The sequence below is a fragment of the Microbacterium paraoxydans genome (assembly GCF_019056515.1).
In the GTDB taxonomy this organism is placed as follows: Bacteria; Actinomycetota; Actinomycetes; order Actinomycetales; family Microbacteriaceae; genus Microbacterium.
The window spans coordinates 2,496,839-2,521,066 of record NZ_CP064873.1; the positions used below are offsets into that span (position 1 = coordinate 2,496,839).

Sequence of the window (24,228 nt, forward strand, 5' to 3'; positions counted from 1 at the left end):
CCGGACGGCATCGCCGCCGCACGAGGGAGGACCGCATGGCGCACAAGCCGGATGCGGTCACCGCCTGGTGGCGGCGCATCAGCCTCCGTGCCAAGGTCACCGGCGTCACGGTCGCCGTGCTCGCCCTCGGTCTCCTCGTCGCCGGGATCGGGACGGTGCCGCTGCTGCGGAACGCCCTGGTCGAGAACATCAACGCGCAGCTTCCGGCACTGGTGACCAGCGACCTCGTCGACCGGTACTTCGACACCACGACCATCGACGGCGTCACCACGTACACCCCGCGGGACGAGAAGCCCCGCGACTTCTCCTTCGCGATCTACGATGCGGAGGGCGCCCTGCGTGCGACGGCCCCCAGCGCCTCCGGTCGTGCCCCGGTCTTCCCCGCGGAGTACTCCCTGTCGGACGCCCAGGCGAATGAGGATCAGGTGCTCGCCCTCGAGGACACGGACGGCCGGGTCTACCACGCCGCCGCGGCCGTCGTGCAGCAGGAGGGCGACCCGCTGAGCATCCAGATGGTGGCGCTCCCCCTCGCCGAGGCCGACCGCATCATCAGCCAGTACTTCGGGATCTACATCACCATCGCCCTCATCACGATCCTCGTCGCGGCTCTTCTCACCCGCGGCCTCGTGACGCTGACGTTCCGCCGGCTCGGGCAGGTCGAGCAGACCGCCATGTCGATCGCCGCCGGCGACTTCCGGCAGCGGCTCACCGACCTGGAGCCGACCACCGAGGTCGGGCGCCTGAACGCGGCCATCAACACGATGCTCGACCGGGTGGATCGCTCCCTGGCCCAGCGCGATCGCACCGTCCAGCACATGCGACGCTTCATCGGCGACGCCAGCCACGAGCTGCGCACTCCGCTCGTCAGCGTCCGCGGCTATGCCGAGCTGTATCGCATGGGCGCGATCAAGGGCGAGGAGGACACCGCCAGGGCGATGGAGCGCATCGAGAAGGAGGCGATCCGCATGGGCGTCCTCGTGGAGGACCTCCTCGCGCTCGCCCGGCTCGACGAGGAGCGCGAGCCGCAGATCGTCCCGCTCGATCTCCGCCCCATCGCGCGCGATGCCGCCCTCGACGTGCGGGCCGCAGCTCCGGGCCGCACGATCTCCGTGATCGACCGCACGCTCGAGAACGTCCCGACCACACCCATCCGCACCTCGGTGGTGCCCATCGCCCCGGAGCCCGCGCCGAAGCCGCGCCCCCGTGCCACCCTGTCGCGCCTTCGTCGCCGCGCGCGGCCGCAGGAGCAGCCGCCGGCCATCGACTTCACCGAGGTCGCCGACATCCCGGTGCGGACACCGCCGATCGTGCTCGGCGAGGAGAACAAGGTCCGTCAGGTCGTCACGAACCTCCTCGGCAACGCGCGCCGCTTCTCCCCCGAGGACAGCCCGATCGAGATCGTCGTGGACTCCGACCGCACGGCGGGCACCGCGAGCATCTCGATCGTCGACCACGGCGAGGGTGTCCCTCCGCAGATCCGGGAGCAGATCTTCGAGCGGTTCTGGCGAGCCGACACCTCCCGCGCGCGGGAGACCGGCGGCTCCGGCCTGGGGCTGGCGATCGTCGCCTCCATCCTCAAGGCGCTCAACGGCGACATCGCGGTGTCGGAGAGCCCGGGAGGCGGCGCCACCTTCACCGTCACGCTCCCGCTCGCCCCCGCGCGCTCGACCCCGGAGCATCTCCTCGAGGACACTCAGCCGCTGGAGCGGCTCGACGACCTCCCGTAGGCACTCGCTCCTGCACAGATCTCTCGCGGCGCGTCCCTTCTCCCCGCTTCCGGACCGGACGCGGTCTCGCCTCTCCGACGGCGCTGCAGCCCCCGTACCGTCGGAGCTTCCTCGAAGGGAGATCCCATGACCGTCTTCACCGTCGACACCGACGCCGTCCACGCGGCAGAAGCCGCGACCCGCGCCACCATCGAGCGCCTGCGCGCCGAATCCGCCACGCTCATGTCTCAGCTTCGGAACCTGCAGACCGCGTGGGTCGGCACGGCCTCGGCCGCCTTCCAGAGCTGCGCCGAGGAGTGGCAGGGCGCCCAGCAGCACGTCGAGCTCGTCCTGGACGGTATCGGCACATCGCTCGGCGCCGTGGCCACCCAGTACGCCGAAGCGGATCAGTACTCGGCGAGCCTCTTCCGCTGAGGGACGCAGAAAGCCCCCGGCCGGAGCCGGGGGCTTTCTGTGTGAGACGGGGTCTCTGAACCTCTCAGAGGATCAGAAGTCCATGCCGCCCGTGGGGTCACCCGCGGGAGCAGCAGCCTTCTCGGGCTTGTCGGCGACGACGGCCTCGGTCGTGAGGAACAGGCCGGCGATCGACGCGGCGTTCTGCAGCGCGGAACGCGTGACCTTCGCCGGGTCGATGATGCCCTGTGCGAACATGTCGCCGTACTCGCCGCTGGCGGCGTTCAGGCCCTGGCCCGCGGGGAGCTCGGAGACCTTGTTGGCGACGACGCCCGGCTCGAGACCAGCGTTCAGCGCGATCTGCTTCAGCGGAGCCTCGATCGCGACGCGCACGATGTTCGCACCAGTCGCCTCGTCGCCCTCGAGCGAGAGAGCGTCGAGCGCCTTCGTGCCGGACTGGATGAGCGCGACGCCACCACCGGGGACGATGCCCTCCTCGACGGCTGCCTTCGCGTTGCGGACGGCGTCCTCGATGCGGTGCTTGCGCTCCTTGAGCTCGACCTCGGTCGCCGCACCGGCCTTGATGACGGCCACGCCACCGGCGAGCTTCGCCAGGCGCTCCTGCAGCTTCTCGCGGTCGTAGTCGCTGTCGGTGTTCTCGATCTCGCGACGGATCTGCGTGACGCGACCCTCGATCTGGTCGGCCTCGCCGGCACCCTCGACGATCGTGGTCTCGTCCTTGGTGACGATGACCTTGCGCGCACGGCCGAGCAGGTCGAGCGTGGCGTTCTCGAGCTTCAGGCCCACCTCTTCGGTGATGACCTGGCCGCCCGTGAGGATCGCGATGTCCTGCAGCTGCGCCTTGCGACGGTCGCCGAAGCCGGGAGCCTTGACGGCGACCGACTTGAAGATGCCCTTGAGCTTGTTCAGCACGAGCGTCGCGAGAGCCTCGCCCTCGACGTCCTCGGCGATGATGACGAGCTCCTTGCCGTCCTGGATCACCTTGTCGACGATCGGCAGGAGGTCCTTGATGTTGGAGACCTTCTGGTTCGCGATGAGGATGTACGGGTCCTCGAAGACGGCTTCCTGGCGCTCCGGGTCCGTGACGAAGTACGGGTTCAGGTAGCCCTTGTCGAAGCGCATGCCCTCGGTGAGCTCGAGCTCGGTGCCGAAGGTCTGCGACTCCTCGACGGTGACGACGCCCTCCTTGCCGACCTTGTCGATGGCCTCGGCGATGAGCTCGCCGATCGCGGGGTCGGCGGCGGAGATCGAGGCGGTCGCGGCGATCTGCTCCTTGGAGTCGATCTCCTTCGCCGTGCTCAGCAGCTCCTCGGTGATCGCGGCGACGGCCTTCTCGATGCCGCGCTTGAGGGAGATGGGGTCGGCACCGGCCGCGACGTTGCGCAGGCCTTCGCGGACCAGGGCCTGGGCGAGGACCGTGGCGGTCGTCGTGCCGTCACCGGCGACGTCGTCGGTCTTCTTGGCGACCTCCTTGACGAGCTCCGCACCGATCTTCTCGTACGGGTCGTCCAGCTCGATCTCCTTGGCGATGGAGACACCGTCGTTCGTGATCGTGGGGGCGCCCCACTTCTTCTCGAGCACGACGTTGCGACCACGCGGGCCGAGGGTCACCTTGACCGCGTCGGCGAGGATGTTGAGGCCACGCTCGAGGCCGCGGCGGGCCTCCTCATCGAAGGCGATGATCTTTGCCATGAGTTTTGTCGTCCCTCCTGGACGTAGACGGTGGGTTTAGCACTCAGAGTGAGAGAGTGCTAACGCCATTCTGGCACTCGACACCATCGAGTGCAAGCCGTGCGATCCGAGAGGGAGACGGGCGTCAGGGCGCGGGAGTCTCGGGCACCGACGCGGCCCGGTCGACGCCGATCACGATGGTGAGCTGCTTCTGGCCGTCCTCGGTCTGACCCGCGTAGTAGTCGCTCTGCTGCACCTCGGCACCGCCGATGACGCCGGCGAGGCCCATGGCCGCCTCCTCGTCCTCGGCGCTGACGTAGTAGACGGTCGTCGTGGCGAAGTCGTCGCTCTCGCTGTCGCTGGCGAGCACCGTGTCCGCCGCCCAGCCGGCGTTGATGAGGGTGTCGCGCATCTGGTCGTCGAGGCCGTTGTCCGGGGTCGCGTTGAGGATCAGCACCGAGTAGGTCGGGTCGATCACCCCGGTCTCCTCCGGCGTGGCGACCGCGGACGGCGCGGCATCGGGGAACAGCTCGATCCGCCCCATGACGGCCAGGGCGCCGAAGATGCCGGCGATGATGAGCACGAGGGCGGCGACGAACGACCACAGCAGCACGACCCAGCCGTTCATGCCCGGGGCTTCGGCGCGGTGCGCTCCTACGCGTCCGGTGGAACGGGGGACCTCGTCGAAACGGTCACGGGGGGGCTTGGACACCCCTCGATGCTAGCGGCACGTCCCTGGCAAACCGGTCCGCGACGGGCCCGATCCATGCGGTCGGCGTCCGCTCAGCCGGTGAAGTCGGGGATCCGCGCGGCCCGTCTGGCGCCGCGGGCGTCGCGGAGCCGACGCAGCCGCCGCACGACCATCGGGTCGAACTCGAGCGCGGCCTCGGAGTCGATCAGCCGCCCGAGCAGCTGGTAGTACCGCGCCGCGCTCATGCCGAGCCTGCTGCGGATGACCTCCTCCTTCATGCCGCCGTGGCGGGGCCAGGCGGCCTCCAGGGCGAGGATCGCGCGATCGCGCTCCGTGAGGTGGTCTGCGGACATGCCCTCAGATTAGGTCGTCGGACGGCGATCCCCGGCGCGCCACTCCCACCACGCGCCGAGCGGATCCGCGGCGGCGCGCACGCGGCCGTCGTGCGCGACGACGAAGCCCGGCCAGGTCTCGGCGGCGACCGGTGGCTCCCACACGTCGAGGAGGCCGGGAGGGTCGATCGTGACCCAGTGCGCCGGCAGTCCCGCGATCGTCGCGATGAGCTCCGACCGCTCCGCCCGCGGGATGTGCACCAGCACCCCCGGGGTCGTGATGACCAGAGTGGCGTCCGCCGGAGCCGACGCCGCCAGATGGTCCAGGTGGGCGGCCGCGTCGCCGGCGACGAGGAGCGGAGGGTCGGCGGCGACGATGTCGAGCGCGGCGGTGATGCGCTGCTCCCTCCCCTCCTCCCCCGGCCACACGAGTGCGCGGAGCCAGCGCCGGTCGTCGGCGGCCGCCGCGTCCAGCGGGGCGAGGTCGATACCCGCGCGCCACACGACCTCGGGCAGGCGCAGCGGCGGCAGGTCTCCGGACACGGTGCTCTCCAGCAGCACCGTCGAGGGGCCGTCGAGCGGATCGAGGGCGCGGCGGACGCGTCCTTCTCCGTCGGTGAAGCGGAACGAGTAGCGATCGGGGTAGAGGCACAGGCCCGCCGCGGCGCCGATCTCCAGCAGTGCGATCGGCCCGTCGATCTCGGAGAGCACGGGCAGCAGAGCGGCGGTCCGCAGAGGTTCGTTGGTCTGCAAGGCGCGCCGGGTGCACTCGGCGACGAGCCGGTCGGCCTGCGCGAGGACGAACTCACGCCACTCCCGGTACGGTCCGTGACCGGCGCCGAGCAGGCGGGACACGGCGAAGACGAGGGGCGGCTGGCGTCGGGTCGGCGGGATCCGTCGCAGAAGCTCCCTGATCGCCGGGTCGGCGGCGATCCCGGCCGCCCACTCCGCGTACAGCGCGCTGCGCCCAGGAGCCTCCGTCGCCGCGAATCGGGCATAGCGCTCCTGCACGGCGTCGGTCATGCGTCCATTCTGACGCGAAGCGCCACCGGCGCTCCGCACGAGAGAGAATGGAGAGGACTCAGGAGGACACGATGCCCTACAGCGTGAACAAGACCGAAGACGAGTGGCGCGACGAGCTCGGCGAAGAGCAGTACGCCGTGCTGCGCCAGGCGGCGACCGAGCGCGCCTGGACGGGTGAGCTGCTCGACGAGGAGCGCGCCGGCCTCTACACCTGCGGCGCCTGCGGTGCGGAGCTCTTCAAGAGCGGCACCAAGTTCGACTCGGGCTGCGGCTGGCCGAGCTTCTACGAGTCGGTCCGGCCGGATGCGGTCGAGCTGCTCGAGGACGACAGTCTCGGCATGGTGCGCACGGAGGTCCGCTGCGCGACCTGCGGTTCGCACCTCGGCCACGTCTTCCCGGACGGCTTCGGCACCCCCACCGGTGACCGCTACTGCATGAACTCGATCGCGCTGAACTTCACGCCCGACGAGTCGTGAGCGCCCTCGACGCCGTCCGCGCACGGCAGTCCTGGTCGAAGGTCGGCGACACCGCCCCGGGGCGCGAGGAGCTGGTGACGCTCGTCGGCGCCGCCGGCCGCGTCGCCGACCATTCCTCGCTGCGCCCCTGGCGTCTGATCGAGCTGCGCGGCGCGGACCGCGAGGCGCTCGGTGCCGCGATCGCCGAGGCTCAGGGAGACGCGGAGCCGTCGACGAAGCCGCTGCGGGCTCCGCTCCTCATCGCGGTGGTCGCGAGCTACCGTCCGAGCGAGAAAGTGCCGCGCTGGGAGCAGGAGGCGGTGGCCTCCGGCGTCGCGCATGTGCTGAGCCTGCTGCTCGATGAGGCGGGGTGGGGCGTCATCTGGCGCACCGGACACTACACGCGCTCAGAGCCCGTGGCGCGCATGCACGGGCTGGGCCCCGACGAGGAGCTCCTCGGCTGGCTCTACGTCGGCGCGAAGCCCGAGGGCAAGAGTCCCGGTAGGCGCAAGACGGTCGACGCCCGCGCGCTTCTCACCCGGCCGCCGAGGCTCTCTCCGGAGGAGCGCGCGGCAGCCGAGGCGGCAGCGCAGGAGGCCGAGAGGAAGAAGGCCGAGAAGGCCGAGAAGAAGGCCCACAAGAAGGCGGAGAAGAAGGCGAAGAAGAAGGCCGCGAAGGCCGCGAAGAAGAGCCGCTCCTAGAGCCGGCGTCGACGCCAGGGCACCGCGACCAGCACCGAGCCCACCGCCACGATGACCATCGCGATCACCTGCCACAGCGCCGGTCCCGCCTGCGCCGGCCAGAGCAGGTCGATCACGACGGACGTCACGAGCTGCCCGAGCACCGATCCCAGCCCCATGAGCAGCACGCCCGTGTGCGCGACGATGAAGGCGCCGAGCAGGATGTAGCCCGCACCGAGGAAGCCGCCGAGGTAGAGCCAGGGCTCGGTCGGCAGCGCGGCCGGCCACCCCCGCACGGCGACGCTGGTGCCGGCGGCGACCGCCAGGACCAGGGTTCCCGCGATGAAGCTCATCAGGGTGGCGGCGATCGGCGACTGCACGCGCTGGGCCAGCCGACCGTTCGTCGCGGCCTGCCAGGCGATGCCGACACCGGCGGCGAAGGGCAGCACCAGCATCCACAGCGGGGCGGTCGCCAGCACATCGCCCGAGAGGGAGATCCCCACCGCGGCGAGCGCGAGCACGCCGCCCATCACCCGGCCGGGGGTCACGGCCACGACGCCCGCCGGCCCGAAGCCGATGCGGTCGAGGACGAGGCCGTGCAGGGTCTGCCCTGCCACGACACCCACCGTGAAGAGGGAGACGCCGAGGATGCCCGCCGTCAGCCCCTGGGTGGAGACGGTGAGAGCGCCGCAGGCTCCGCCGAGGAGCATCCAGAACGGGATGCTCCGGTCGCGGATGCCGCGGCCGAGGCGCGCAGCGCCACCGCGCGCTGAAGGCAGGAAGGAGATGACGACGGCGAGGGCCACGAGCCCCACCGCGAAGGACAGGAAGCCGGCGACGATGCCGTTGTCGACGCGCACGCCCAGGACCCCGTTGATGCGCGCCTGGATCGCGGTCATGACCCCGATCGCGACGGCTCCCCCGAGCGCCAGAGGGGCGGGGAGGCGGCGGGCGGGAGTCACCTCTCGACACTATCGGAGCCTCCGCCGGCACCTGTCCTCCACGGCGCCGTCCTCCCGGAGGACGATCGCACCGCACCGGGGAATCGTCCTCCGGGAGGACGCGCCGCGCCCCGACGGTCCGTAGCGTGGGGACCATGATCACCGCAGAAGGCCTCACCAAGAGATTCGGGGACAAGACCGCCGTCGACGGCGTGTCCTTCACCGTGCAGCCGGGGACCGTCACCGGCTTCCTCGGACCGAACGGCGCAGGGAAGTCGACGACCATGCGCATGATCGTCGGGCTGGACCGTCCGTCGGCCGGCCGGGCGACCGTCGCCGGCCAGGAGTATCGCAAGCTCCGGGCGCCCCTCACCGAGGTCGGCGTGCTCCTCGATGCCAAGGCCGTGCACACCGGACGGACCGCACGCGACCACCTCCGGGCCATGGCCGCCACGCACGGCATCCCGACGTCGCGCGTCGACGAGGTCATCGAGCTCGCCGGCATCGGCGCGGTCGCCCGCAAGCGCGCCGGGAAGTTCTCCCTCGGCATGGGGCAGCGCCTCGGGATCGCCTCCGCACTGCTCGGCGACCCGCACACCCTCATCCTCGACGAGCCGGTCAACGGCCTCGACCCGGAGGGCGTCCGCTGGGTGCGCCAGTTCGTCCGGCATGCCGCCTCCGAGGGCCGGACGGTCCTGCTGTCCAGTCACCTCATGAGCGAGATGGCGCAGACCGCGGACCACGTCATCGTGATGGGACGGGGCAAGGTCCTCGCCGACGCTCCGCTGGCCGAGCTGGTGCGCTCCTGGACGACAAACCGCGTGCGCGTGCGGACACCCCGCCCCACCGACCTCGTGGCCGCGGTGGGCGGTCCGGACGTGGAGATCGTCAGCGCCGCTCCCGATCTGCTCGACATCGCGGGGCTCCCGGCAGCCCGCATCGGCGACCTCGCCGCGGAGCGCGGGATCCCGCTGCACGAACTCACCCCGACCACCGGATCCCTCGAAGAGGCCTACCTCGCCCTCACCGGCGACGCCGTCGAGTACCGCACGAAGGAGCTCTCATGACCGCCGCCCCCGCCGTGACGACCCCGGCCGTCGCGCCCCCTGCCGTCGACTCGGGTCGGCGCCTCACCTTCGCACGCGCCGTGCGCGGCGAGGCGATCAAGCTCATCACCCTCCGGTCGACGTGGTGGTCCATCGCGATCGCCGCCGTGCTGACGATCGGCATCGCCGTCCTCATCGCCCAGGCGATCGATGCCCCCGGGTTCGACCCGATCCAGGCCGTCGTCATGCCGATCCAGTTCACGATGCTGCTCGCCGGCATCATCGGGGCGATCTCGGTCACCGGCGAGTACTCCACGGGCATGATCCGCTCGACGCTGACCGCCGACCCGATCCGCGGGTCCGTGCTGCTGGCGAAGGCCCTCGTGCTCGCGGGCTTCCTGTTCCTGTCGTCGCTGGTCATCTTCGGCGCCGCGGCGGCCGCCGTGTCCGCCGTGGTCGCAGGACGGGAGCAGCGCATCGACTGGTCGGACCCCGCGGCCTCCGTCCTGCCGATCGTGGTCGCCTCCCTCGCCATGGCCGTCTTCGCGCTGATCGGCGTGGCCTTCGGCTTCATCCTGCGCTCGGGTGCCGGAGCGATCGCGGCGACGGTCGGTCTGCTGTTCGTCCTGCCGATCGTCGCGAGCTTCTTCGCGATGGCGGGAGAGGCCTGGGCCTGGGTGATCGACGCCTCCGCTTACCTCCCCGTCGCCGCCGCGCAGAGCGCGATCCTGCCCGGTGACACGGCGACGCTGGATGCGCCGGTCGCCTTCCTCACCCTCGGCTGCTGGGTGGTCGGCGGTCTGCTGGCCGCGTGGGCCGTCCTCCGCACGCGGGACGCGTAGGAGACCGGGTGCCGGCGAAGCGACGCGGAACGGACACGGTCCGGGAGGACGAGGGGCTGCGGCTCCCTCGTCCTCCCGGCCTGTTCCGGCGTTTCTGGGCGCGCCATCCCGTCCTCGCCGACGTCCTGCTCACCCTGCTCTGCATCGTCCTCACGATCACACCCGCCGCGCGCGTCGACGATGCCGACCGCGGCCACGTCGGGCTCGTGCTCGCCGCCCTGCTGCCGCTCTGCGCGGTCGCCGCCTCCGCCACCCTGCTCTGGCGCCGACGGAAGCCGTGGCTCCCGGCGATCGCGGCGATCCTGCTCGAGGTCTTCCTCCTGTTCACCGCGCTGCCGGGGAGCAGCCCGCTGCTGCTGTTCGCCGGCTACTCCCTCGCCGTCTACCGTTCCACCCGTGCCGCGTGGACAGCTTTCGGCATCGGCGTCGCCGCCAGCGCCTCGGGAGCCGGGCTCCTCCTCTGGTCCGGCATCTTCACACTCCAAGAGGCGGTCAACGCCCTGCTCGGCACGGTCGTGCTCGGCCTGATCGGCACCCTGATCGGCGCGAACGTCGGCAACCGGAAGCGCTACCTGGACGCCGTCATCGACCGCTCCCGGCAGCTCCTCGTGGAGCGCGACCAGCAGGCGCAGCTCGCCGCTGCGGCTGAGCGGGCGCGGATCGCACGCGAGATGCACGACATCGTGTCGCACTCCCTGACCGTGGTCGTGGCGCTGTCCGAGGGAGCGGCCGCCACCCCGGACCGCGAACAGGCGCGCGCGGCGGCCACCTCTGCGGCGGACACCGCCCGCAGCGCGCTCACCCAGATGCGGGCGATGCTCGGGGTGCTTCGGGACGACGACGCCCCGCTCCTCCTCGCGCCGGTCTCGCCCGCATCCCCGCAGGAGACCGTCGCGGCCGCGCAGCGGACCGGGTATCCGGTGACCCTCGCCACCACCGGCCACGCGGACGTCTCGTCCGACGTCGCCCACGCGCTCGGCCGGATCGTGCAGGAGGGGCTGACGAACGCGATGCGGCACGCGCCGACCGCGACCGCCGCATCCGTGCGACTCGAGTACACGCCCGCTTCCGTGGTCGTCGAGATCGTCAACGACGGCGTCGCGGGCTCTCCGGGCGAGGGAGGCTTCGGTCTCCGGGGTCTCCAGGAACGCGCCGCCCACGTCCACGGCACACTGGAGTCGCGGCCGGACGGTGCGGGCCGATGGATCCTTCGCGCCGTGCTGCCGACAGAGGAGGAGAACAGATGACATCACCCATCCGCGTGCTCCTGGTCGACGACCAGGAGCTGATCCGCCTGGGGTTCCGCATGGTCCTCGAGGCGGAACCCGACATCGTCGTCATCGGGGAGGCCGCCGACGGGAAGGCGGCGATCGCGCAGAGCGCCGCACTCGCCCCCGACCTCGTGCTCATGGACATCCGGATGCCGGAGCTCGACGGGATCGCGGCGACGACCGCCATCGTCGGCGCGCATCCCGACACGAAGGTGCTCGTCCTCACGACCTTCGATCTGGACGAGTACGCCTTCGGCGCGATCCGGGCCGGTGCCAGCGGGTTCCTCCTGAAAGACGCCCAGCGCCAGGAGATGCTCTCCGCCGTCCGTGCCGTCCATCGTGGAGACGCCGCGCTGGCTCCGCGGGTGACCCGCGTGCTGTTGGAGCATGTCGGCTCGCAGCTCGGAGCCAACGCTCTCGACGAGGTCGACGACGCCGGGTACCGCTCCCTGACCGAACGCGAGCGCGAGGTGTTCGTCGCGATCGGCCAGGGTCTCACGAACGCCGAGATCGCGGCGTCGCTCTACGTCGGCGAGTCCACGGTGAAGACGCACGTCGGGCGGATCCTGGCGAAGCTCGGGGCGCGGGACCGGATCCATGCCGTGATCCTCGCGCACCGGCTCGGCCTCGTCGGTCGGTGAGAGCGGGTCAGCCCTGCGGCGGCGTCCAGGCCGACACGCGGTTCAGGCGCTCGACCTCGTCGGTCGACAGCTCCAGCCGCGCTCCGGCGAGCAGATCCGGCACCTGATCCACCGTCCGGGCACTCGCGATGGGCGCGACCACGGTCGGCTGCGCACGCAGCCAGGCCAGGGCCGTCGCGGCGACCGAGGCGCCGTGCGCTCCGCCGATCTCGTCGAGCGCGTCGATGATCCGAAGTCCCGCCTCGGTGGCGTACTTCGCAGCGCCGGCGGCCCGCGGAGACCCCTCTCCCCCGGCGTCCGTCGAGCGGTACTTGCCGGTGAGGAAGCCGCTCGCCAGCGCGTAGTACGGCACGAGGCTCAGCCCAAACTCCTCGGCGACGGGGATGATGGTGTCCTCGACGTCATTGCGGTGCACGAGGTTGTAGTGCGGCTGGACGGCGACCGGTCGCGCGACGCCGAGGCGGTCCGCGATGTCGATCCACTGCCGGATGCGGTCGGCGGTGTAGTTCGACACCGCCACGTGCCGCACGAGCCCGTCCGTGACGAGGGCGCCGAACGCCTCGACCGTCTCCTCCAGCGGCACGGACTCGTCATCGAAGTGGGCGTAGTAGAGGTCGATCTCGTCGACGCCGAGGCGAGCGAGCGACGCCTCCGCCGCGCGGCGCACGTTCCCCGCCGAGAGACCGCGGAAGGCGGGGTGCTGGCTGACCTTGGTCGCGACGACGACGCCCTGGGGCTTCCGCGCCGCGAGCCACGCCCCGATGATCGTCTCGCTCTCGCCACCCTCGTTGCCGGGAACCCACGCACTGTAGGAGTCCGCCGTGTCGATGAAGTCGCCACCCCCGTCGACGAAGGCGTCGAGGACGGCGAAGGAGGCGTCACGGTCGGCCGTCCAGCCGAACACGTTGCCGCCGAGGGCGAGGGGGAAGACGTCGAGGTCACTGGAGCCGATGCGGGTCATGTCCGAGACAACCGCGACGAGCGGCGCGAACATTCCCGCGGTGACGCGAAAGGATGCGCAGGTGGCCGGGGCGGGGTGCCGACCACCTGCACCCCAGTAACATAACACCCTCCGAAGTGATACGCGATATGCGGGCGTGCGACAACGCACACGCAGAGGCGCCGCGATCACGCGAAGGGGTCCGTCAGAGAGAGCCGACTACGGGACTCGAACCCGTAACCCCCGTATTACAAGTACGGTGCGCTACCAATTGCGCCAAGTCGGCGGATGCCATCACAGCTTAGCGATGGCCGGGACGCTCGACGGACTACTTCGCCGGCGCCGAGGTGGCGGTCGGGGTGGGCGTCGGAGACGTCGACTCGTAGTAGGCCTCGCTGGCGACGGACATGACGAACGTCGACAGCTCCTGCGGGTCGTCCAGCGCGCCGACGTACGCCTCGCCGTTCACGACGATCATCGGGGCGGCGGTGAGCACGAGGTCGTCGGAGCCGGGGAGCGGCCCCTCGAGCGCGCGGGTCGTCGCCTCCTTCGCCCAGCTGACGTAGTCGCCGTCCTGGATGCAGGAGCGCACGGTCTTGGCGTTGTCCACGCCGACGGCACCCGCGAGGTTGGCGAGCTCCTCGTCGGACATCCCGTCGCTGCCCACGTCGGGCTGGTCGTCGAGGAGGTCGTGGTTGAACGCGTAGAACTGGTCCGGCGAGTGCGTCGCCACGCAGGCGGCAGCTGCGGCGGAACGCAGCGAGTACTTCGTGCCGTTGGAGCTGGCGGTGAGCAGAGCGACCGGGTGGTAGCTGACGGTCGCGGCGCCGTCCTCGATCCACTGCGCGAGCAGACGGGCGTTGGCGCGCTCGAACTTGCCCGCGTCGGGCGAGAGGTAGTCGACGTAGACGTGCACCTCGACGGCGCCGGCCGCGGACGGCTCGGGCGACGGCGTTTCGCTGGCGCCGGCCTCACTGGGCTCGGGGTCCGGTGTGGGGGACGCGGTGCCGGCGATCGCGGCGGAGGCGATGTCCGTCACCACGACGCCGTCCGCCTCCATGCCGCTGGGGCTGAGCTGCGGCTTGGACGTCTGCGAGGTCACGGCGAGCGTCACGGCGGTCCCGATCGCACCGACCGCGATGATCGCGACCGCACCGATGATGATCCGTCGCATGAGACGCGCCCGCGACTGCTGGGCGTGCACCTTCTGTGCCTTCTCCCGCACGGCCTCGCGCGAAGTGCGAGGGGCGGGGACGTTCGGCGTTTCGTCGCTCGACATCGTTCCTCTTGAGTCTCAGGGGGTCCGGGTTGGCCCCGACCACCGTCGGGCGGTGATCGCCGCTGCGCACGGCCGGGTTCGATGCTAACCAGTGAGGCTGAGAAATACCCAGGTGCGGCCGTTCGTGCCATACTGATCCCGACCCGATGGAGGGTCACGGCGGGTCGCTCCGCCGCTTCATTCACTACGGATCGTCCGGCACGTACCTGCCGGTGAAGGAGAAACACGATGGCATCTGTGACTTTCGACGAGGCCACCCGCCTGTACCCCGGCGGCACCCGTCCGGCTGTCGACAAGCTCAACCTCGAGGTGGGAGACGGCGAGTTCCTCGTCCTGGTCGGTCCCTCCGGTTGCGGTAAGTCCACCTCCCTCCGCATGCTCGCCGGCCTCGAAGAGGTCAACTCCGGCCGCATCCTCATCGGTGACCGCGACGTCACCGACGTGCCGCCGAAGGACCGCGACATCGCGATGGTGTTCCAGAACTACGCGCTGTACCCGCACATGACCGTCGCGGAGAACATGGGCTTCGCGCTCAAGATCGCCGGCGTCGGCAAGGAGGAGCGCGCCGCGCGCGTCCTCGAGGCCGCGAAGCTCCTCGACCTGGAGCAGTACCTCACCCGCAAGCCGAAGGCCCTCTCCGGTGGTCAGCGTCAGCGTGTCGCCATGGGTCGCGCCATCGTGCGTCAGCCCCAGGTCTTCCTCATGGACGAGCCGCTGTCGAACCTCGACGCCAAGCTCCGCGTCCAGACCCGCACGCAGATCGCGTCGCTGCAGCGTCGTCTCGGCGTCACCACGGTCTACGTCACGCACGACCAGACCGAGGCGCTCACGATGGGTGACCGCATCGCCGTGCTCAAGGACGGTCTGCTCCAGCAGGTCGGCTCCCCGCGCGACCTGTACGAGAAGCCGAACAACGTGTTCGTGGCCGGCTTCATCGGCTCCCCCGCGATGAACCTGTTCAGCGCCGACCTCGCCGACGGCGGCGTGCAGTTCGGCACCGAGGTCGTGCCGCTGGACCGCGACACGGTCGGCCGCGCGTCGGGCTCGCAGGTCACGGTCGGCGTCCGCCCCGAGGACATCACGGTCGGCCCGGCCGACGGTCGCGGCCTCTCGGTCGTCGTCGACCTCGTCGAGGAGCTCGGCGCCGACGGCTACCTCTACGGCCACACGGAGATCAACGGCAAGCGCACCGACCTCGTCGCCCGCGTCGACGGCCGCAACCACCCGAACGCCGGGGAGACCGTCACCCTTGCCGCGAACCCGGGTCACGTGCACGCGTTCGACCTCGAGTCGGGCGACCGCCTGAACGACAAGCCGGTCGTCTCGGCCTGATCGGACACTCCACCGCGGCGCGGGCTGACTTCGGTCGCCCGCGCCGCGTCGTTTCCCCGGCACCCTCAGGAGCCCCCATGCAGGAATCCCTCCGGATCACCGCCAAGACGGTCGACCCCGGTCTGCTCGCTCTGCCCTGGTCGACGCCTCTGGAGAAGTGGCCCTCCGAGCACATCGTCTCGCTGCCCAAGGGCCTCTCCCGCCACCTCGTGCGCTTCGCGGATCTCTCCGGGCGCGTGGTGGCGGTGAAGGAGACGACGACCGAGATGGCGCGCCGGGAGTACGAGATGCTCGGCAACCTGTCGCGACTCGACGTGCCGTGCGTGGAGCGCGTCGCGGTGATCGCGGGGCGCACCGACTCGTCGGGGGCGCCGCTCCCCGCGGCGCTGGTCACCTCACATCTGCGCTTCTCGATGCCGTACCGGGCCCTCTTCACCCGGGTGCTCCGCCCGGACACGGCCACGCGCCTCGTCGACGCGCTCGCCCTGCTGCTCGTGCGTCTGCACAACGTGGGCTTCTACTGGGGAGACGTCTCGCTCTCGAACACGCTGTTCCGCCGGGACGCCGGGGCCTTCGCGGCGTACCTCGTCGACGCGGAGACCGGCGAGCTGCACGAAGAGGGCCTCACCGACGGTCAGCGCGCCTACGACCTGGACCTCGCGCGCACGAACATCGCCGGGGAGATCATGGATCTCGCCGCGGGCGGCCGCCTGGAGCACGGGGTCGACGCCGTCGCCATCGCGGACGGCATCGTGTCGTCCTACCGCTCCCTCTGGGCCGAGCTCACCGCGCAGGAGTCCTTCTCCGCCGCCGAGACGTGGCGCATCACGGAACGTGTCGAGCGGCTCAACGCCCTCGGCTTCGACATCGACGAGATGTCGATGTCGACGACCGCCGACGGCACGGTGGTGGAGATCCAGCCCAAGGTCGTCGACGCCGGGCACCACCAGCGCCGACTCATCCGCCTCACCGGTCTCGACGTCGAGGAGAACCAGGCCCGGCGGCTCCTCAACGACCTCGACGAGTTCCGTGCCCGCTCCACCAAGCAGTGGGCGGACGAGGAGATGTACGCGCACGAGTGGCTCACGCGCGTCTTCGAGCCCGTCGTCCGCGCGATCCCCTACGACCTGCGCGCCAAGCTGGAGCCGGCCGAGGTGTTCCACCAGGTGCTGGAGCACCGCTGGTACCTGTCGCAGGCGCAGGGACGCTCTGTCGCCCTCGCGGAGGTGCTGACGAGCTACATCAACGATGTGCTCCGCCACCGGCGCGACGAGGCCACCATCATGGGGCCGCCGACCGAGACGATGGGCCTCCCCGTCGTCACCGGCACGCTGGCGCTCGGCGACGACGACGAGGTGGACTGGCGCGACCTCGTCTGAGACCGTGCCCGCCGGTCGGCGCCGCGCCGCACGGCGTCAGTAGCCGACCGTGAACCGCTCGCGGTGGTGGTTGCCCTGCTCGATCTCGTCGACGATCGCGACGGCGAAGTCCGCCCCGGAGATGTACGACTTCCCGTCCTCGCCGCGGACGAGGACGTCACCACCGTCCCGGTAGTGTCCGGTGCGGTCCCCCTCGGCCCACGGCCCGAAGACCTCGGCCGGGTGCACGAAGAACCAGTCCAGGCTCTCCGCGGTGCGCTCCAGGAGCGCGAGCGAGTCGATGCCGACCTGCGCCTCGTGCTTGTACTCCTCGGGGAACCCCTGATCGAACAGTCGGGGGCCACCGGGCGCGACGAGGCTGCCGCCCGCGCCGCCCACGACCCCGAGCCGGGTCTCGGTGCCGTCGAGCAGCGCGACCACGTTCGTCAGCGCCTCGAGGACACGGTCCTCCATGTCACCGCGCGGCGAGAGCGCGGAGACCACGGCATCCGCACCCGCGAACGCCTCGGTCAGCGTCGCGGGGTCGAGCGCGGACCCCTGCACGTACGCCGCACCCGCGACCGGATCCGCGGGGGTCGAGCGCGAGATGGCGACGACCGCGTGATCGCGGCTCACCGCCTCCGCGACGATGTGGCGCCCGGCGTAGCCGGTTCCTCCCAGGACGATGATGCGGGCCATGCGTGTTCCTCTCGGTCAGTCCGCGGCGCGGACGGTCGCGACCTGGTACAGCGCGACCGAGGCCGCGATGCCGGCGTTCAGCGACTCGGTCGCCGCGGAGATGGGGATGGAGACGATCTGGTCGCAGGTCTCGGTCACGAGGCGGGACAGGCCCTTGCCCTCCGAGCCCACGACGATGACGACGGGACGGTCCGCCAGCTCCAGCGCGGGCAGCGAGACGTCGCCGTCACCGTCGAGTCCGAGCACGAACACGCCCTGCTTCTTGAACTCCTTGAGCTGCGTGGTGAGGTTCGACGCCAGGGCGACCGGGATGCGCGCCGCCGCGCCCGCACTCGTCTTCCACGCCGCGGAGTTCACACCGGCGGAACGGCGCTGCGGCAGGATGATGCCGTGGCCGCCGAACGCCGCCGTCGAGCGGATGATCGCACCGAGGTTGCGCGGGTCCGTGATGCCGTCGAGGGCGACGAACAGCGGCGTCTCGCCGCGGTCGATGACCTGCTCCAGGAGGTCCTGCGGGTGCGCGTACTCGTACGGCGGCACCTTGAGGGCGACGCCCTGGTGCACGCCGTCGAAGCCGGCCATGCGGTCGAGCTCCTGGCGGGTGACCTCGAGCACCGGGATGTCGCGGTGGGTCGCGATCGACAGCATCTCCTTGACGCGGTCGTCCATCTCGACGCGCTGCGCGATGTACATCGCCGTCGCCGGGATCTTCGCGCGCAGCGCCTCGAGCACGGAGTTGCGCCCGGTGACCGTCTCGGTGTCGGTGGTGTTGTCCTTCGACCGGGCGCTGCGGTTCGGATTGCCTCCGGAGGCGGGGCGCCCACCGGGCTTGCCCTTTCCGCCCGCAGCCGCGTAGCGCTCGGCCGCGGCCTTGCGCTTACCGGCGGGGTGCCACGCGCGGTCCTCCGCCTTCGGCGTGGGCCCGCGCCCCTCGAGCGCCTTGCGCCCGAGACCGCCGGTGCCCTTGGTCGGGCCCTTCTTGTTTCCCTTGCTCGCGCCGGGGCGCCCTGGCTTAGCCATCGATACTCCAATGAGTTCCGGCCGGAGTGTCCTCCAGCGTGATTCCTGCGGCGGCGATCGCGTCACGGATGCGATCCGCCGCCGCCCAGTCCTTCTCCGCGCGCGCGGTGGCGCGCTGCGCGATCATCTCCTGCACCAGCGCGTCCAGCGCCGCTGCCTGCGCGCCCCCGGCGGCGCCCGATCCCGTGCGCGGGTCCAGACCGAGGATCCCGGTCATGGCGAGCACCGCCCGCGCCGCGTCCAGGGCCGTGCCGGTGTCGCCCGCGTCCAGCGCCGAGTTCCCGCTCCGCACGCTCTCGTGCACGACGGCCAGCGCCTGGGGCACGCCGAGATCGTCGTCCATCGCCTCGACGAAGGCGTCGGGCAGGCTCCGCGCGTCCTCGGCACCGATCTCCTCGCCGGCCGCGCGGAGCGCGCGATCGAGGAAGGAGCGGATACGGCCGAGCGCCGCGTCCGCCTCCGCCCAGGACGATTCCGAGAGGTCGAGGCTCGACCGGTAGTGCGCGGCGGCGAGGGCGTAGCGCACGACCAGCGGATCCCGCTCCGCGAGCACGTCCCGCGCGAGGGTGAAGTTGCCGAGGGATTTCGACATCTTCTGGCCCTCGACGGTCACGAGGCCGTTGTGCACCCAGTAGCGGGCGAAGCCGTCACCCGCGGCCGTCGACTGCGCGAGCTCGTTCTCGTGATGAGGGAACCGCAGGTCGAGGCCGCCGCCGTGGATGTCGAACTCCGCGCCGAGGTACCGCTTCGCCATGGCCGAGCACTCGATGTGCCAGCCCGGACGCCCCGGCCCCCACGGCGACGCCCAGGTCGCGTCGGCGGGCTCGTCGGGCTTGGCCCCCTTCCACAGGGCGAAGTCCTGGGGGTTGCGCTTGCCCCGCGGGTCGGCGTCCTGCGCCGCCTCCATCGCGTCCACCGACTGATGGGTGAGATCGCCGTAGGACGGCCAGGAGCGCACATCGAAGTACACGTCGCCCGACCCGTCGGGAGCGGGATACGCGTGGCCCCGGTCGATGAGCAGCGCGATGAGCTCCTGCATCTGCGGGACGGAGGCCGTCGCCCGCGGCTCGTACGTGGGCGGCAGGATGCCGATGCCGGCGTAGGCCGCGGCGAACTCCTGCTCCATCCGGTAGGCGAGCGCCCACCACGGCTCGGCGTCCGTGGCGTTGGCGAGCACCTTGTCGTCGATGTCGGTGACGTTGCGCACGAAGGTCACGCGGCCGTGGCGGTGCGTCAGCCAGCGGCGCAGGAGATCGAAGCTCAGGGCCGCGCGGACGTGGCCGATGTGCGGGCCGGACTGCACGGTGGGTCCGCACACGTACATCGTGATGTTCTCGGGATCGAGAGGCACGAAGTCGCGCAGCAGCTGTGCGCGGGTGTCGTAGAGGCGGAGAGTCACCGCTCAAGCCTACTCGGCGGGCGCTGAGAGACTCCGCTCCGGTCGCGGGGTGACGACCGCGACGGCCGTGACCGCGATCCCCTCGCCCCGTCCCGGGAAGCCGAGGCCGTCGGTCGTCGTGGCCGTCACGGCCACCGGAGCGCCCCCGAGCGCCGCCGACAGAGCAGCCTCGGCCTCCCCGCGTCGTCCGCTGAAGCGCGGGCGGTTGCCCTGGAACTGCACCGACACGTTGCCGATCGCGAAGCCCGCCTCCGCCAGGAGCTCCGCGGTGCGGGAGAGGAAGACATCGGCGTGCGCCCCCGCATACTCCGGGTGAGCGGTGCCGAAGTGCTCGCCGATGTCGCCGAGCCCGGCGGCGCCGAGCAGGGCGTCGACGATCGCGTGGGCGACCGCGTCCCCGTCCGAATGCCCGGAGAGCGCGCGCTCCCCCGGCCATTCCAGCCCGGCCAGCCACAGCGGCCCGTCGCCACCGAAGGCGTGCACGTCCGTGCCGATGCCCACACGGGGTGCGCCCCCGACGGGAGTCGACGGCCGCGCCGCCGAGGCGGGCGATCCCGACGACGTCGCGACGAGGAGGCGGGCGCGCTCCAGGTCGGCGGGAGTGGTGATCTTGAACGAACGCTCGGAACCCGGCACCAGGCGCACGGTGTTCCCGGCCGCGGCGAAGAGCGCGGCGTCGTCGGTGTACTCGGCACCCCGGGCGGTCGCCTCCGCGTACGCCGCTTCCAGCAGCGCGCGCGGGAAGCCCTGCGGAGTCTGCGCGGCCGCGAGCTCCGCACGATCCACGGCACCGACGACGAGACCGTCCGCGACGCGCTTGAGCGTGTCCACGACAGGCAGGCTCGGCACCGCACCGGCATCGGCGACCACGGCCGCCGCCACCGCGTCGATGACGCCGGGCGGCGTGAGGGCGCGCGCCGCGTCGTGCACGAGCACCGTCGTGACGTCCCCCCACAGGGCGGCGAGCCCCGCGGCGACCGACTCCTGCCGCGTCGCCCCTCCGGTGACCACGCGGCCCAGGTCGGCACGATCGCCGGCGGCCTCCCGCAGCTCCGTCTCCGCGTCGCCTTCGTAGCCTGCGGGCGCGACGACCACGACCTGCAAGGGCGCCGCCGCGAAGACGCCGTCGAGGGCGTGCCGCAGGATGGTGCGGCCGTCGATGCCGACGAACGCCTTGGGCGCTCCGGCCTCGAGACGGGTGCCGGAGCCGGCGGCGACGACGATGATCGCGGTATGCGGGACGGGGAGGATGCTCACAGCTTCACGTTACCGGCGGAGACGACGGAAGGCGGGTGCCGCAGCACCCGCCTTCCGTGAAGGACGTCTCAGGACGCGAGGACCTCGTCGAGCAGTGCGCCCGCCTTGTCCTCGTCGATCTTCTCGGCCAGGGCCAGCTCCGAGATGAGGATCTGCCGAGCCTTGGCCAGCATCCGCTTCTCACCCGCGGACAGGCCGCGGTCCTGGTCGCGGCGCCAGAGGTCGCGTACGACCTCGCTCACCTTGATGACATCGCCGGACGCGAGCTTCTCCAGGTTCGCCTTGTACCGGCGCGACCAGTTGGTGGGCTCCTCGGTGAACGGCGCGCGCAGCACCTCGAACACGTGGTCGAGGCCCTCCTTGCCGATCACGTCGCGGACGCCGACGAGGTCGACGTTCTCGGCCGGGACCTCGATGATGAGATCGCCCTGCGTGACGTTGAGCTTCAGGTATTTCTTCGTCTCGCCCTTGATGACGCGTTCCTTGACCTCGATGATGGTCGCAGCGCCATGGTGCGGATAGACGACGGTCTCGCCAACCTCAAAAAGCATAAAAACATGTCCTTTCGGCAACCTCAAGGATACCACAGGGGATATGCGCTAAGGTTCGCGCTTCCTGTTCCCAGCGGCTCCTCGACTTACCCATAGAATGGGGAGGGATATCCCGTCGGACCTCAGGAGGACCCGTGAAATCGCGCCTTGTCGCGTCTGCCGCCATCAGCGCCCTCGTTCTGCTCGGCGCGACCGGGTGCACGTTCATCACGCCGCAGTCGACGAAGATCGAGTACGCGGCCTCCGACGGCGTGAACGTGTCGGACGAGGACGGCCCCATCGCCGTCCGGAACGCCCTCATCATCGCGAACGAAGACGGCACGGCCGGGAACTTCGTGGGCGCGGTCGTCAACCCGACGCAGGACCGCGCCACCCTGACGGTCTCCCTCGAGGGCGGCGAGCCGTTCATGATCACCGTGCCCGCCGGCGGATCGGTCAGCCTCGGCGCCGACCAGGAGCCGGTGGAGATCGTCGGCCTCGACACCATGCCCGGCGCCACCGTCGCGATGCACTTCCAGTCCGGCGACTCCGCGGGTGTGACCACGCAGGTGCCCGTCCTCGACGGCACCCTGCCGTACTACTCGGACCTCGCTCCGCAGGACTGAGTCCGCAGACAGACAAGAGAGGCCGGCACCCACGGGTGCCGGCCTCTCTTGTGTGCGGTCACCCCTCGAAGCGATACCCCAGGCCGCGGACGGTCACCAGCATCACCGGTTCGCTCGGGTTCTCCTCGATCCGCGAGCGGATGCGCTTGATGTGCACGTCGAGCGTCTTGGTGTCGCCGAAGTAGTCACTCCCCCACACCCGGTCGATGAGCTGGCCGCGCGTGAGCACCCGGCCGGAGTTGCGCATCAGCACCTCCAGCAGCTCGAACTCCTTCAGCGGCATGTTGATCTGCTCGCCGGCCACCGCCACCGTGTGCCGATCGATGTCGAGCGAGACGCGCCCGCCCTCGAGCACCCGCTCGTCGAGCTCGGCCTCCGCCTGCACCACCCGCCGCAGCACCGCCCGCATCCGGGCGAGCAGCTCCCGCGACGAGTACGGCTTGGTGATGTAATCGTCCGCGCCGAGCTCGAGCCCCACGACGATGTCGACCTCGGAGTCCTTCGCCGTCAGCATGATGATGGGCACGGCCGACGTGGACCGGATCTGACGGCACACCTCGGTCCCCGGCATGCCGGGCAGCATGAGGTCGAGCAGCACGATGTCGGCACCGCGCTCCCGGAAGGCCGTCAGCGCACCAGGGCCGTCCTCGGCGATCTCCACCTCGTAGCCTTCGCGGCGCAGCAGGTAGGCGAGCGGGTCGGCGAGGTCGGGCTCGTCTTCGACGAGAAGGATGCGGGTCATGCGGTCTCTCCGTTTCGGACGCGCGTCGCCCCGGTGGCGGGGACGGCCTTGCGCGCGCGCTTCTTCTTGCTCTTCTTGCCCTGCCCGGTGTTCGCGGGGGCGTCGATCCGGGGCAGGCGGATGGTGAACGTGGACCCGCGGCCCGGGCGCGACCACAGCCGCACCTCTCCTCCGTGCCGCTGGGTGGCGTGCTTGACGATGGACAGCCCGAGGCCGGTGCCGCCGGTGCGCCGGGAGCGGGCCTCGTCCGCGCGGTAGAACCGCTCGAAGATGCGCTCGCGGTCGGCCTCCGCGATCCCGATGCCCTGGTCGGAGACGGCGATCTCCACGACGTCGTCGTCGGCCTTCACCCCGACGCCCACCCGGGAGCCGCGGGGCGAGTAGACGATGGCGTTGGCGATGAGGTTGCCGACGGCCTCGATGAGGATCTGCGCGTCGCCGCGGACCCAGACGCCGCGATCTCCACCGCGGGCGAGCTCCACACCGGCGGAGTCGGCCTGCACGACGTGGGCTTCGATCGAAGAGGCGATGACTTCGTCGATCGAGACCGGGGCGACCTCGGTCAGCCCGTCCTCCGCCTGCAGCCGGGACAGACTCATGATGCGTCCGGTGAGCTGACCGAGACGGCCGGCCTCCGCCGAGATCCGCGACGCGAACGCCCGCACCTGGGCGGGGTCGTCGGCGGCGGACTCGATGGCCTCGGCGAGCAGGCTCACGGCACCGACGGGCGTCTTGAGCTCGTGGCTCGTGTTGGCCACGAAGTCACGGCGCATCTGGTCGAGGCGCTCCTGCTCGGTCACGTCGCGGATGATGAGGAGCACGAGGCGCGTGCCGATGGCGCTCGCCCTGGCCGACACGAGGCGGGGGTCGAGGCTGAGACCGCCGCGGGTGATGCGCAGCGACTCGGTCGCCGTCTCCCCCGTCGAGCGGACGCCCCGCACGAGCTGCCGGAGCTCCGGGTTCTCGAGAGTCGATCCGACCTCGATCCCGAACCGTGCGGCGGCTTTCGACGTGGCGAGCACGAGGCCGGAGACGTCGACCACGCACGCGGCGTCGTCCATGCTGCGCAGCACGTCGGTGATCCCGGGCGGGATCGCCATCGACGTCTCCTCCTCCGCCCGCGCCCGCGCCCGATACGCCCAGACGACGAGGAGCGAGAGGCCCACCCCGATCGCCAACCCGATGGCGAGGGAGGACAGCGCGAGCTGCGGCAGGGTCATGACTCCAGCGTAGAGCGCGTTCACCGTCGATCCGGCGGGTTTCCGCGCCATCCCGGGGAGCGGAGACGTACTATTCACTCGCTGGGCACCGT

At 71.1% G+C, this 24,228-nt stretch carries 24 protein-coding genes, 1 tRNA gene and 1 pseudogene; 11 read left to right on the forward strand and 15 right to left on the reverse strand.

All coding sequences use genetic code 11. From position 1 onward, the window contains the following. Nucleotides 1-35 precede the first annotated feature (35 nt). Together IZR02_RS12175 and IZR02_RS12180 are read left to right on the forward strand one after the other, a co-directional pair. A complete protein-coding gene (locus IZR02_RS12175; RefSeq protein WP_025105528.1) occupies nt 36-1,727 on the forward strand; it encodes a sensor histidine kinase in 1,692 nt (563 codons plus the stop codon). A gap of 126 nt (nt 1,728-1,853) precedes the next feature. Further along, complete coding sequence (locus IZR02_RS12180; RefSeq protein ID WP_025105527.1) at nt 1,854-2,141, forward strand: WXG100 family type VII secretion target; 288 nt, start codon at nt 1,854-1,856, stop codon at nt 2,139-2,141. Between the two features lie 72 nt (nt 2,142-2,213). Here IZR02_RS12180 and groL read toward each other — a convergent pair whose 3' ends face one another. The 4 genes from groL to IZR02_RS12200 form a co-directional block, all read right to left on the reverse strand. Next, nucleotides 2,214-3,833: a chaperonin GroEL gene (gene groL / locus IZR02_RS12185; RefSeq protein ID WP_025105526.1), complete on the reverse strand. Its 1,620-nt coding sequence runs from the start codon at nt 3,831-3,833 to the stop codon at nt 2,214-2,216. Nucleotides 3,834-3,957: 124 nt separating this feature from the next. Beyond that, complete coding sequence (locus IZR02_RS12190; protein ID WP_029990089.1) at nt 3,958-4,524, reverse strand: LytR C-terminal domain-containing protein; 567 nt, start codon at nt 4,522-4,524, stop codon at nt 3,958-3,960. 71 nt (nt 4,525-4,595) lie between these two features. Next, a complete protein-coding gene (locus IZR02_RS12195) occupies nt 4,596-4,856 on the reverse strand; it encodes a DUF3263 domain-containing protein (RefSeq protein ID WP_025105525.1) in 261 nt (86 codons plus the stop codon). Nucleotides 4,857-4,865: 9 nt separating this feature from the next. Beyond that, nucleotides 4,866-5,858, reverse strand: a complete 993-nt coding sequence (locus IZR02_RS12200) for a DUF2332 domain-containing protein (RefSeq protein WP_025105524.1) — start codon at nt 5,856-5,858, stop codon at nt 4,866-4,868. Between the two features lie 71 nt (nt 5,859-5,929). Between IZR02_RS12200 and msrB the strand changes: the two genes are divergently transcribed. After that, entirely contained in the window at nt 5,930-6,334 is a 405-nt protein-coding gene (gene msrB, locus IZR02_RS12205) for a peptide-methionine (R)-S-oxide reductase MsrB (protein ID WP_025105523.1), read from the forward strand. Beyond that, nucleotides 6,331-6,933: pseudogene (locus tag IZR02_RS12210) on the forward strand (nitroreductase family protein); the annotation flags it as partial. The gene msrB and the pseudogene IZR02_RS12210, both read left to right, overlap by 4 nt. A 77-nt stretch (nt 6,934-7,010) precedes the next feature. Here the strand turns inward: IZR02_RS12210 and IZR02_RS12215 are convergent. Next, on the reverse strand, nt 7,011-7,925 hold the full coding sequence (locus IZR02_RS12215; RefSeq protein WP_036293476.1) for a DMT family transporter: 915 nt from the start codon (nt 7,923-7,925) through the stop codon (nt 7,011-7,013). Between the two features lie 164 nt (nt 7,926-8,089). Here IZR02_RS12215 and IZR02_RS12220 point away from each other — a divergent pair, with 164 nt between their 5' ends. The 4 genes from IZR02_RS12220 to IZR02_RS12235 are packed head-to-tail and all read left to right on the forward strand — an operon-like array spanning nt 8,090 to nt 11,734. Continuing rightward, nucleotides 8,090-9,001 (forward strand): ABC transporter ATP-binding protein, encoded by a 912-nt coding sequence (locus IZR02_RS12220; RefSeq protein WP_025105520.1) that lies wholly within the window; start codon nt 8,090-8,092, stop codon nt 8,999-9,001. After that, on the forward strand, nt 8,998-9,822 hold the full coding sequence (locus IZR02_RS12225) for an ABC transporter permease (protein WP_025105519.1): 825 nt from the start codon (nt 8,998-9,000) through the stop codon (nt 9,820-9,822). Before IZR02_RS12220 ends, IZR02_RS12225 begins: the two co-directional genes overlap by 4 nt. Nucleotides 9,823-9,830: 8 nt before the next feature. Then, nucleotides 9,831-11,069: a sensor histidine kinase gene (locus tag IZR02_RS12230; RefSeq protein ID WP_025105518.1), complete on the forward strand. Its 1,239-nt coding sequence runs from the start codon at nt 9,831-9,833 to the stop codon at nt 11,067-11,069. After that, nucleotides 11,066-11,734, forward strand: coding sequence for a response regulator (locus tag IZR02_RS12235; protein ID WP_025105517.1), 669 nt, complete (start codon nt 11,066-11,068; stop codon nt 11,732-11,734). The genes IZR02_RS12230 and IZR02_RS12235 overlap by 4 nt, the downstream gene beginning before the upstream one ends. A gap of 7 nt (nt 11,735-11,741) precedes the next feature. On the opposite strand, the gene IZR02_RS12240 is transcribed toward IZR02_RS12235, so the two are convergent. From IZR02_RS12240 to IZR02_RS12250, 3 genes are all read right to left on the reverse strand, one after another. Beyond that, a complete protein-coding gene (locus IZR02_RS12240; protein ID WP_025105516.1) occupies nt 11,742-12,695 on the reverse strand; it encodes an aldo/keto reductase in 954 nt (317 codons plus the stop codon). Nucleotides 12,696-12,887: 192 nt separating this feature from the next. Further along, nucleotides 12,888-12,960: transfer RNA gene (locus IZR02_RS12245), tRNA-Thr, on the reverse strand. A gap of 42 nt (nt 12,961-13,002) precedes the next feature. After that, nucleotides 13,003-13,953: a DsbA family protein gene (locus IZR02_RS12250; RefSeq protein WP_025104315.1), complete on the reverse strand. Its 951-nt coding sequence runs from the start codon at nt 13,951-13,953 to the stop codon at nt 13,003-13,005. A 228-nt stretch (nt 13,954-14,181) separates the two neighbouring features. Between IZR02_RS12250 and IZR02_RS12255 the strand changes: the two genes are divergently transcribed. Continuing rightward, nucleotides 14,182-15,285: an ABC transporter ATP-binding protein gene (locus tag IZR02_RS12255; RefSeq protein ID WP_025104314.1), complete on the forward strand. Its 1,104-nt coding sequence runs from the start codon at nt 14,182-14,184 to the stop codon at nt 15,283-15,285. A 77-nt stretch (nt 15,286-15,362) separates the two neighbouring features. Then, complete coding sequence (locus tag IZR02_RS12260; RefSeq protein ID WP_025104313.1) at nt 15,363-16,664, forward strand: DUF4032 domain-containing protein; 1,302 nt, start codon at nt 15,363-15,365, stop codon at nt 16,662-16,664. Nucleotides 16,665-16,700: 36 nt separating this feature from the next. Here the strand turns inward: IZR02_RS12260 and IZR02_RS12265 are convergent, their stop codons facing one another. From IZR02_RS12265 to IZR02_RS12285, 5 genes are all read right to left on the reverse strand, one after another. After that, the gene (locus IZR02_RS12265) at nt 16,701-17,342 is read right to left on the reverse strand and encodes an NAD(P)-dependent oxidoreductase (RefSeq protein WP_025104312.1); all 642 of its coding nucleotides are present in this window, start codon (nt 17,340-17,342) and stop codon (nt 16,701-16,703) included. Between the two features lie 15 nt (nt 17,343-17,357). After that, nucleotides 17,358-18,362 carry a 23S rRNA (guanosine(2251)-2'-O)-methyltransferase RlmB gene (gene rlmB / locus IZR02_RS12270; protein ID WP_025104311.1) on the reverse strand — a complete coding sequence of 335 codons (1,005 nt, stop codon included), beginning with the start codon at nt 18,360-18,362 and terminating at the stop codon, nt 17,358-17,360. Next, the gene (gene cysS, locus IZR02_RS12275) at nt 18,355-19,761 is read right to left on the reverse strand and encodes a cysteine--tRNA ligase (protein ID WP_025104310.1); all 1,407 of its coding nucleotides are present in this window, start codon (nt 19,759-19,761) and stop codon (nt 18,355-18,357) included. Before cysS ends, rlmB begins: the two co-directional genes overlap by 8 nt. Nucleotides 19,762-19,770: 9 nt before the next feature. Beyond that, a complete protein-coding gene (gene ispD / locus IZR02_RS12280) occupies nt 19,771-21,018 on the reverse strand; it encodes a 2-C-methyl-D-erythritol 4-phosphate cytidylyltransferase (RefSeq protein WP_025104309.1) in 1,248 nt (415 codons plus the stop codon). A 68-nt stretch (nt 21,019-21,086) separates the two neighbouring features. Then, entirely contained in the window at nt 21,087-21,569 is a 483-nt protein-coding gene (locus IZR02_RS12285) for a CarD family transcriptional regulator (protein ID WP_025104308.1), read from the reverse strand. A gap of 134 nt (nt 21,570-21,703) precedes the next feature. Here IZR02_RS12285 and IZR02_RS12290 point away from each other — a divergent pair, with 134 nt between their 5' ends. After that, complete coding sequence (locus IZR02_RS12290; protein ID WP_025104307.1) at nt 21,704-22,174, forward strand: hypothetical protein; 471 nt, start codon at nt 21,704-21,706, stop codon at nt 22,172-22,174. A gap of 58 nt (nt 22,175-22,232) precedes the next feature. Here IZR02_RS12290 and IZR02_RS12295 read toward each other — a convergent pair whose 3' ends face one another. Together IZR02_RS12295 and IZR02_RS12300 are read right to left on the reverse strand one after the other, a co-directional pair. Further along, entirely contained in the window at nt 22,233-22,916 is a 684-nt protein-coding gene (locus IZR02_RS12295; RefSeq protein ID WP_025104306.1) for a response regulator transcription factor, read from the reverse strand. Beyond that, a complete protein-coding gene (locus tag IZR02_RS12300; RefSeq protein WP_025104305.1) occupies nt 22,913-24,136 on the reverse strand; it encodes a sensor histidine kinase in 1,224 nt (407 codons plus the stop codon). The genes IZR02_RS12295 and IZR02_RS12300 overlap by 4 nt, the downstream gene beginning before the upstream one ends. Nucleotides 24,137-24,228: the final 92 nt, after the last annotated feature.

Coding starts and splice junctions, on each gene's coding strand:
- IZR02_RS12175 (WP_025105528.1), top strand. CDS start 36: ATGGCGCACAAGCCGGATGCGGTCACCGCCTGGTGGCGGCGCATCAGC.
- IZR02_RS12180 (WP_025105527.1), top strand. CDS start 1,854: ATGACCGTCTTCACCGTCGACACCGACGCCGTCCACGCGGCAGAAGCC.
- groL (WP_025105526.1), bottom strand. CDS start 3,833: ATGGCAAAGATCATCGCCTTCGATGAGGAGGCCCGCCGCGGCCTCGAG.
- IZR02_RS12195 (WP_025105525.1), bottom strand. CDS start 4,856: ATGTCCGCAGACCACCTCACGGAGCGCGATCGCGCGATCCTCGCCCTG.
- IZR02_RS12200 (WP_025105524.1), bottom strand. CDS start 5,858: ATGACCGACGCCGTGCAGGAGCGCTATGCCCGATTCGCGGCGACGGAG.
- msrB (WP_025105523.1), top strand. CDS start 5,930: ATGCCCTACAGCGTGAACAAGACCGAAGACGAGTGGCGCGACGAGCTC.
- IZR02_RS12220 (WP_025105520.1), top strand. CDS start 8,090: ATGATCACCGCAGAAGGCCTCACCAAGAGATTCGGGGACAAGACCGCC.
- IZR02_RS12225 (WP_025105519.1), top strand. CDS start 8,998: ATGACCGCCGCCCCCGCCGTGACGACCCCGGCCGTCGCGCCCCCTGCC.
- IZR02_RS12235 (WP_025105517.1), top strand. CDS start 11,066: ATGACATCACCCATCCGCGTGCTCCTGGTCGACGACCAGGAGCTGATC.
- IZR02_RS12240 (WP_025105516.1), bottom strand. CDS start 12,695: ATGACCCGCATCGGCTCCAGTGACCTCGACGTCTTCCCCCTCGCCCTC.
- IZR02_RS12250 (WP_025104315.1), bottom strand. CDS start 13,953: ATGTCGAGCGACGAAACGCCGAACGTCCCCGCCCCTCGCACTTCGCGC.
- IZR02_RS12255 (WP_025104314.1), top strand. CDS start 14,182: ATGGCATCTGTGACTTTCGACGAGGCCACCCGCCTGTACCCCGGCGGC.
- IZR02_RS12260 (WP_025104313.1), top strand. CDS start 15,363: ATGCAGGAATCCCTCCGGATCACCGCCAAGACGGTCGACCCCGGTCTG.
- IZR02_RS12265 (WP_025104312.1), bottom strand. CDS start 17,342: ATGGCCCGCATCATCGTCCTGGGAGGAACCGGCTACGCCGGGCGCCAC.
- rlmB (WP_025104311.1), bottom strand. CDS start 18,362: ATGGCTAAGCCAGGGCGCCCCGGCGCGAGCAAGGGAAACAAGAAGGGC.
- IZR02_RS12285 (WP_025104308.1), bottom strand. CDS start 21,569: ATGCTTTTTGAGGTTGGCGAGACCGTCGTCTATCCGCACCATGGCGCT.
- IZR02_RS12295 (WP_025104306.1), bottom strand. CDS start 22,916: ATGACCCGCATCCTTCTCGTCGAAGACGAGCCCGACCTCGCCGACCCG.
- IZR02_RS12300 (WP_025104305.1), bottom strand. CDS start 24,136: ATGACCCTGCCGCAGCTCGCGCTGTCCTCCCTCGCCATCGGGTTGGCG.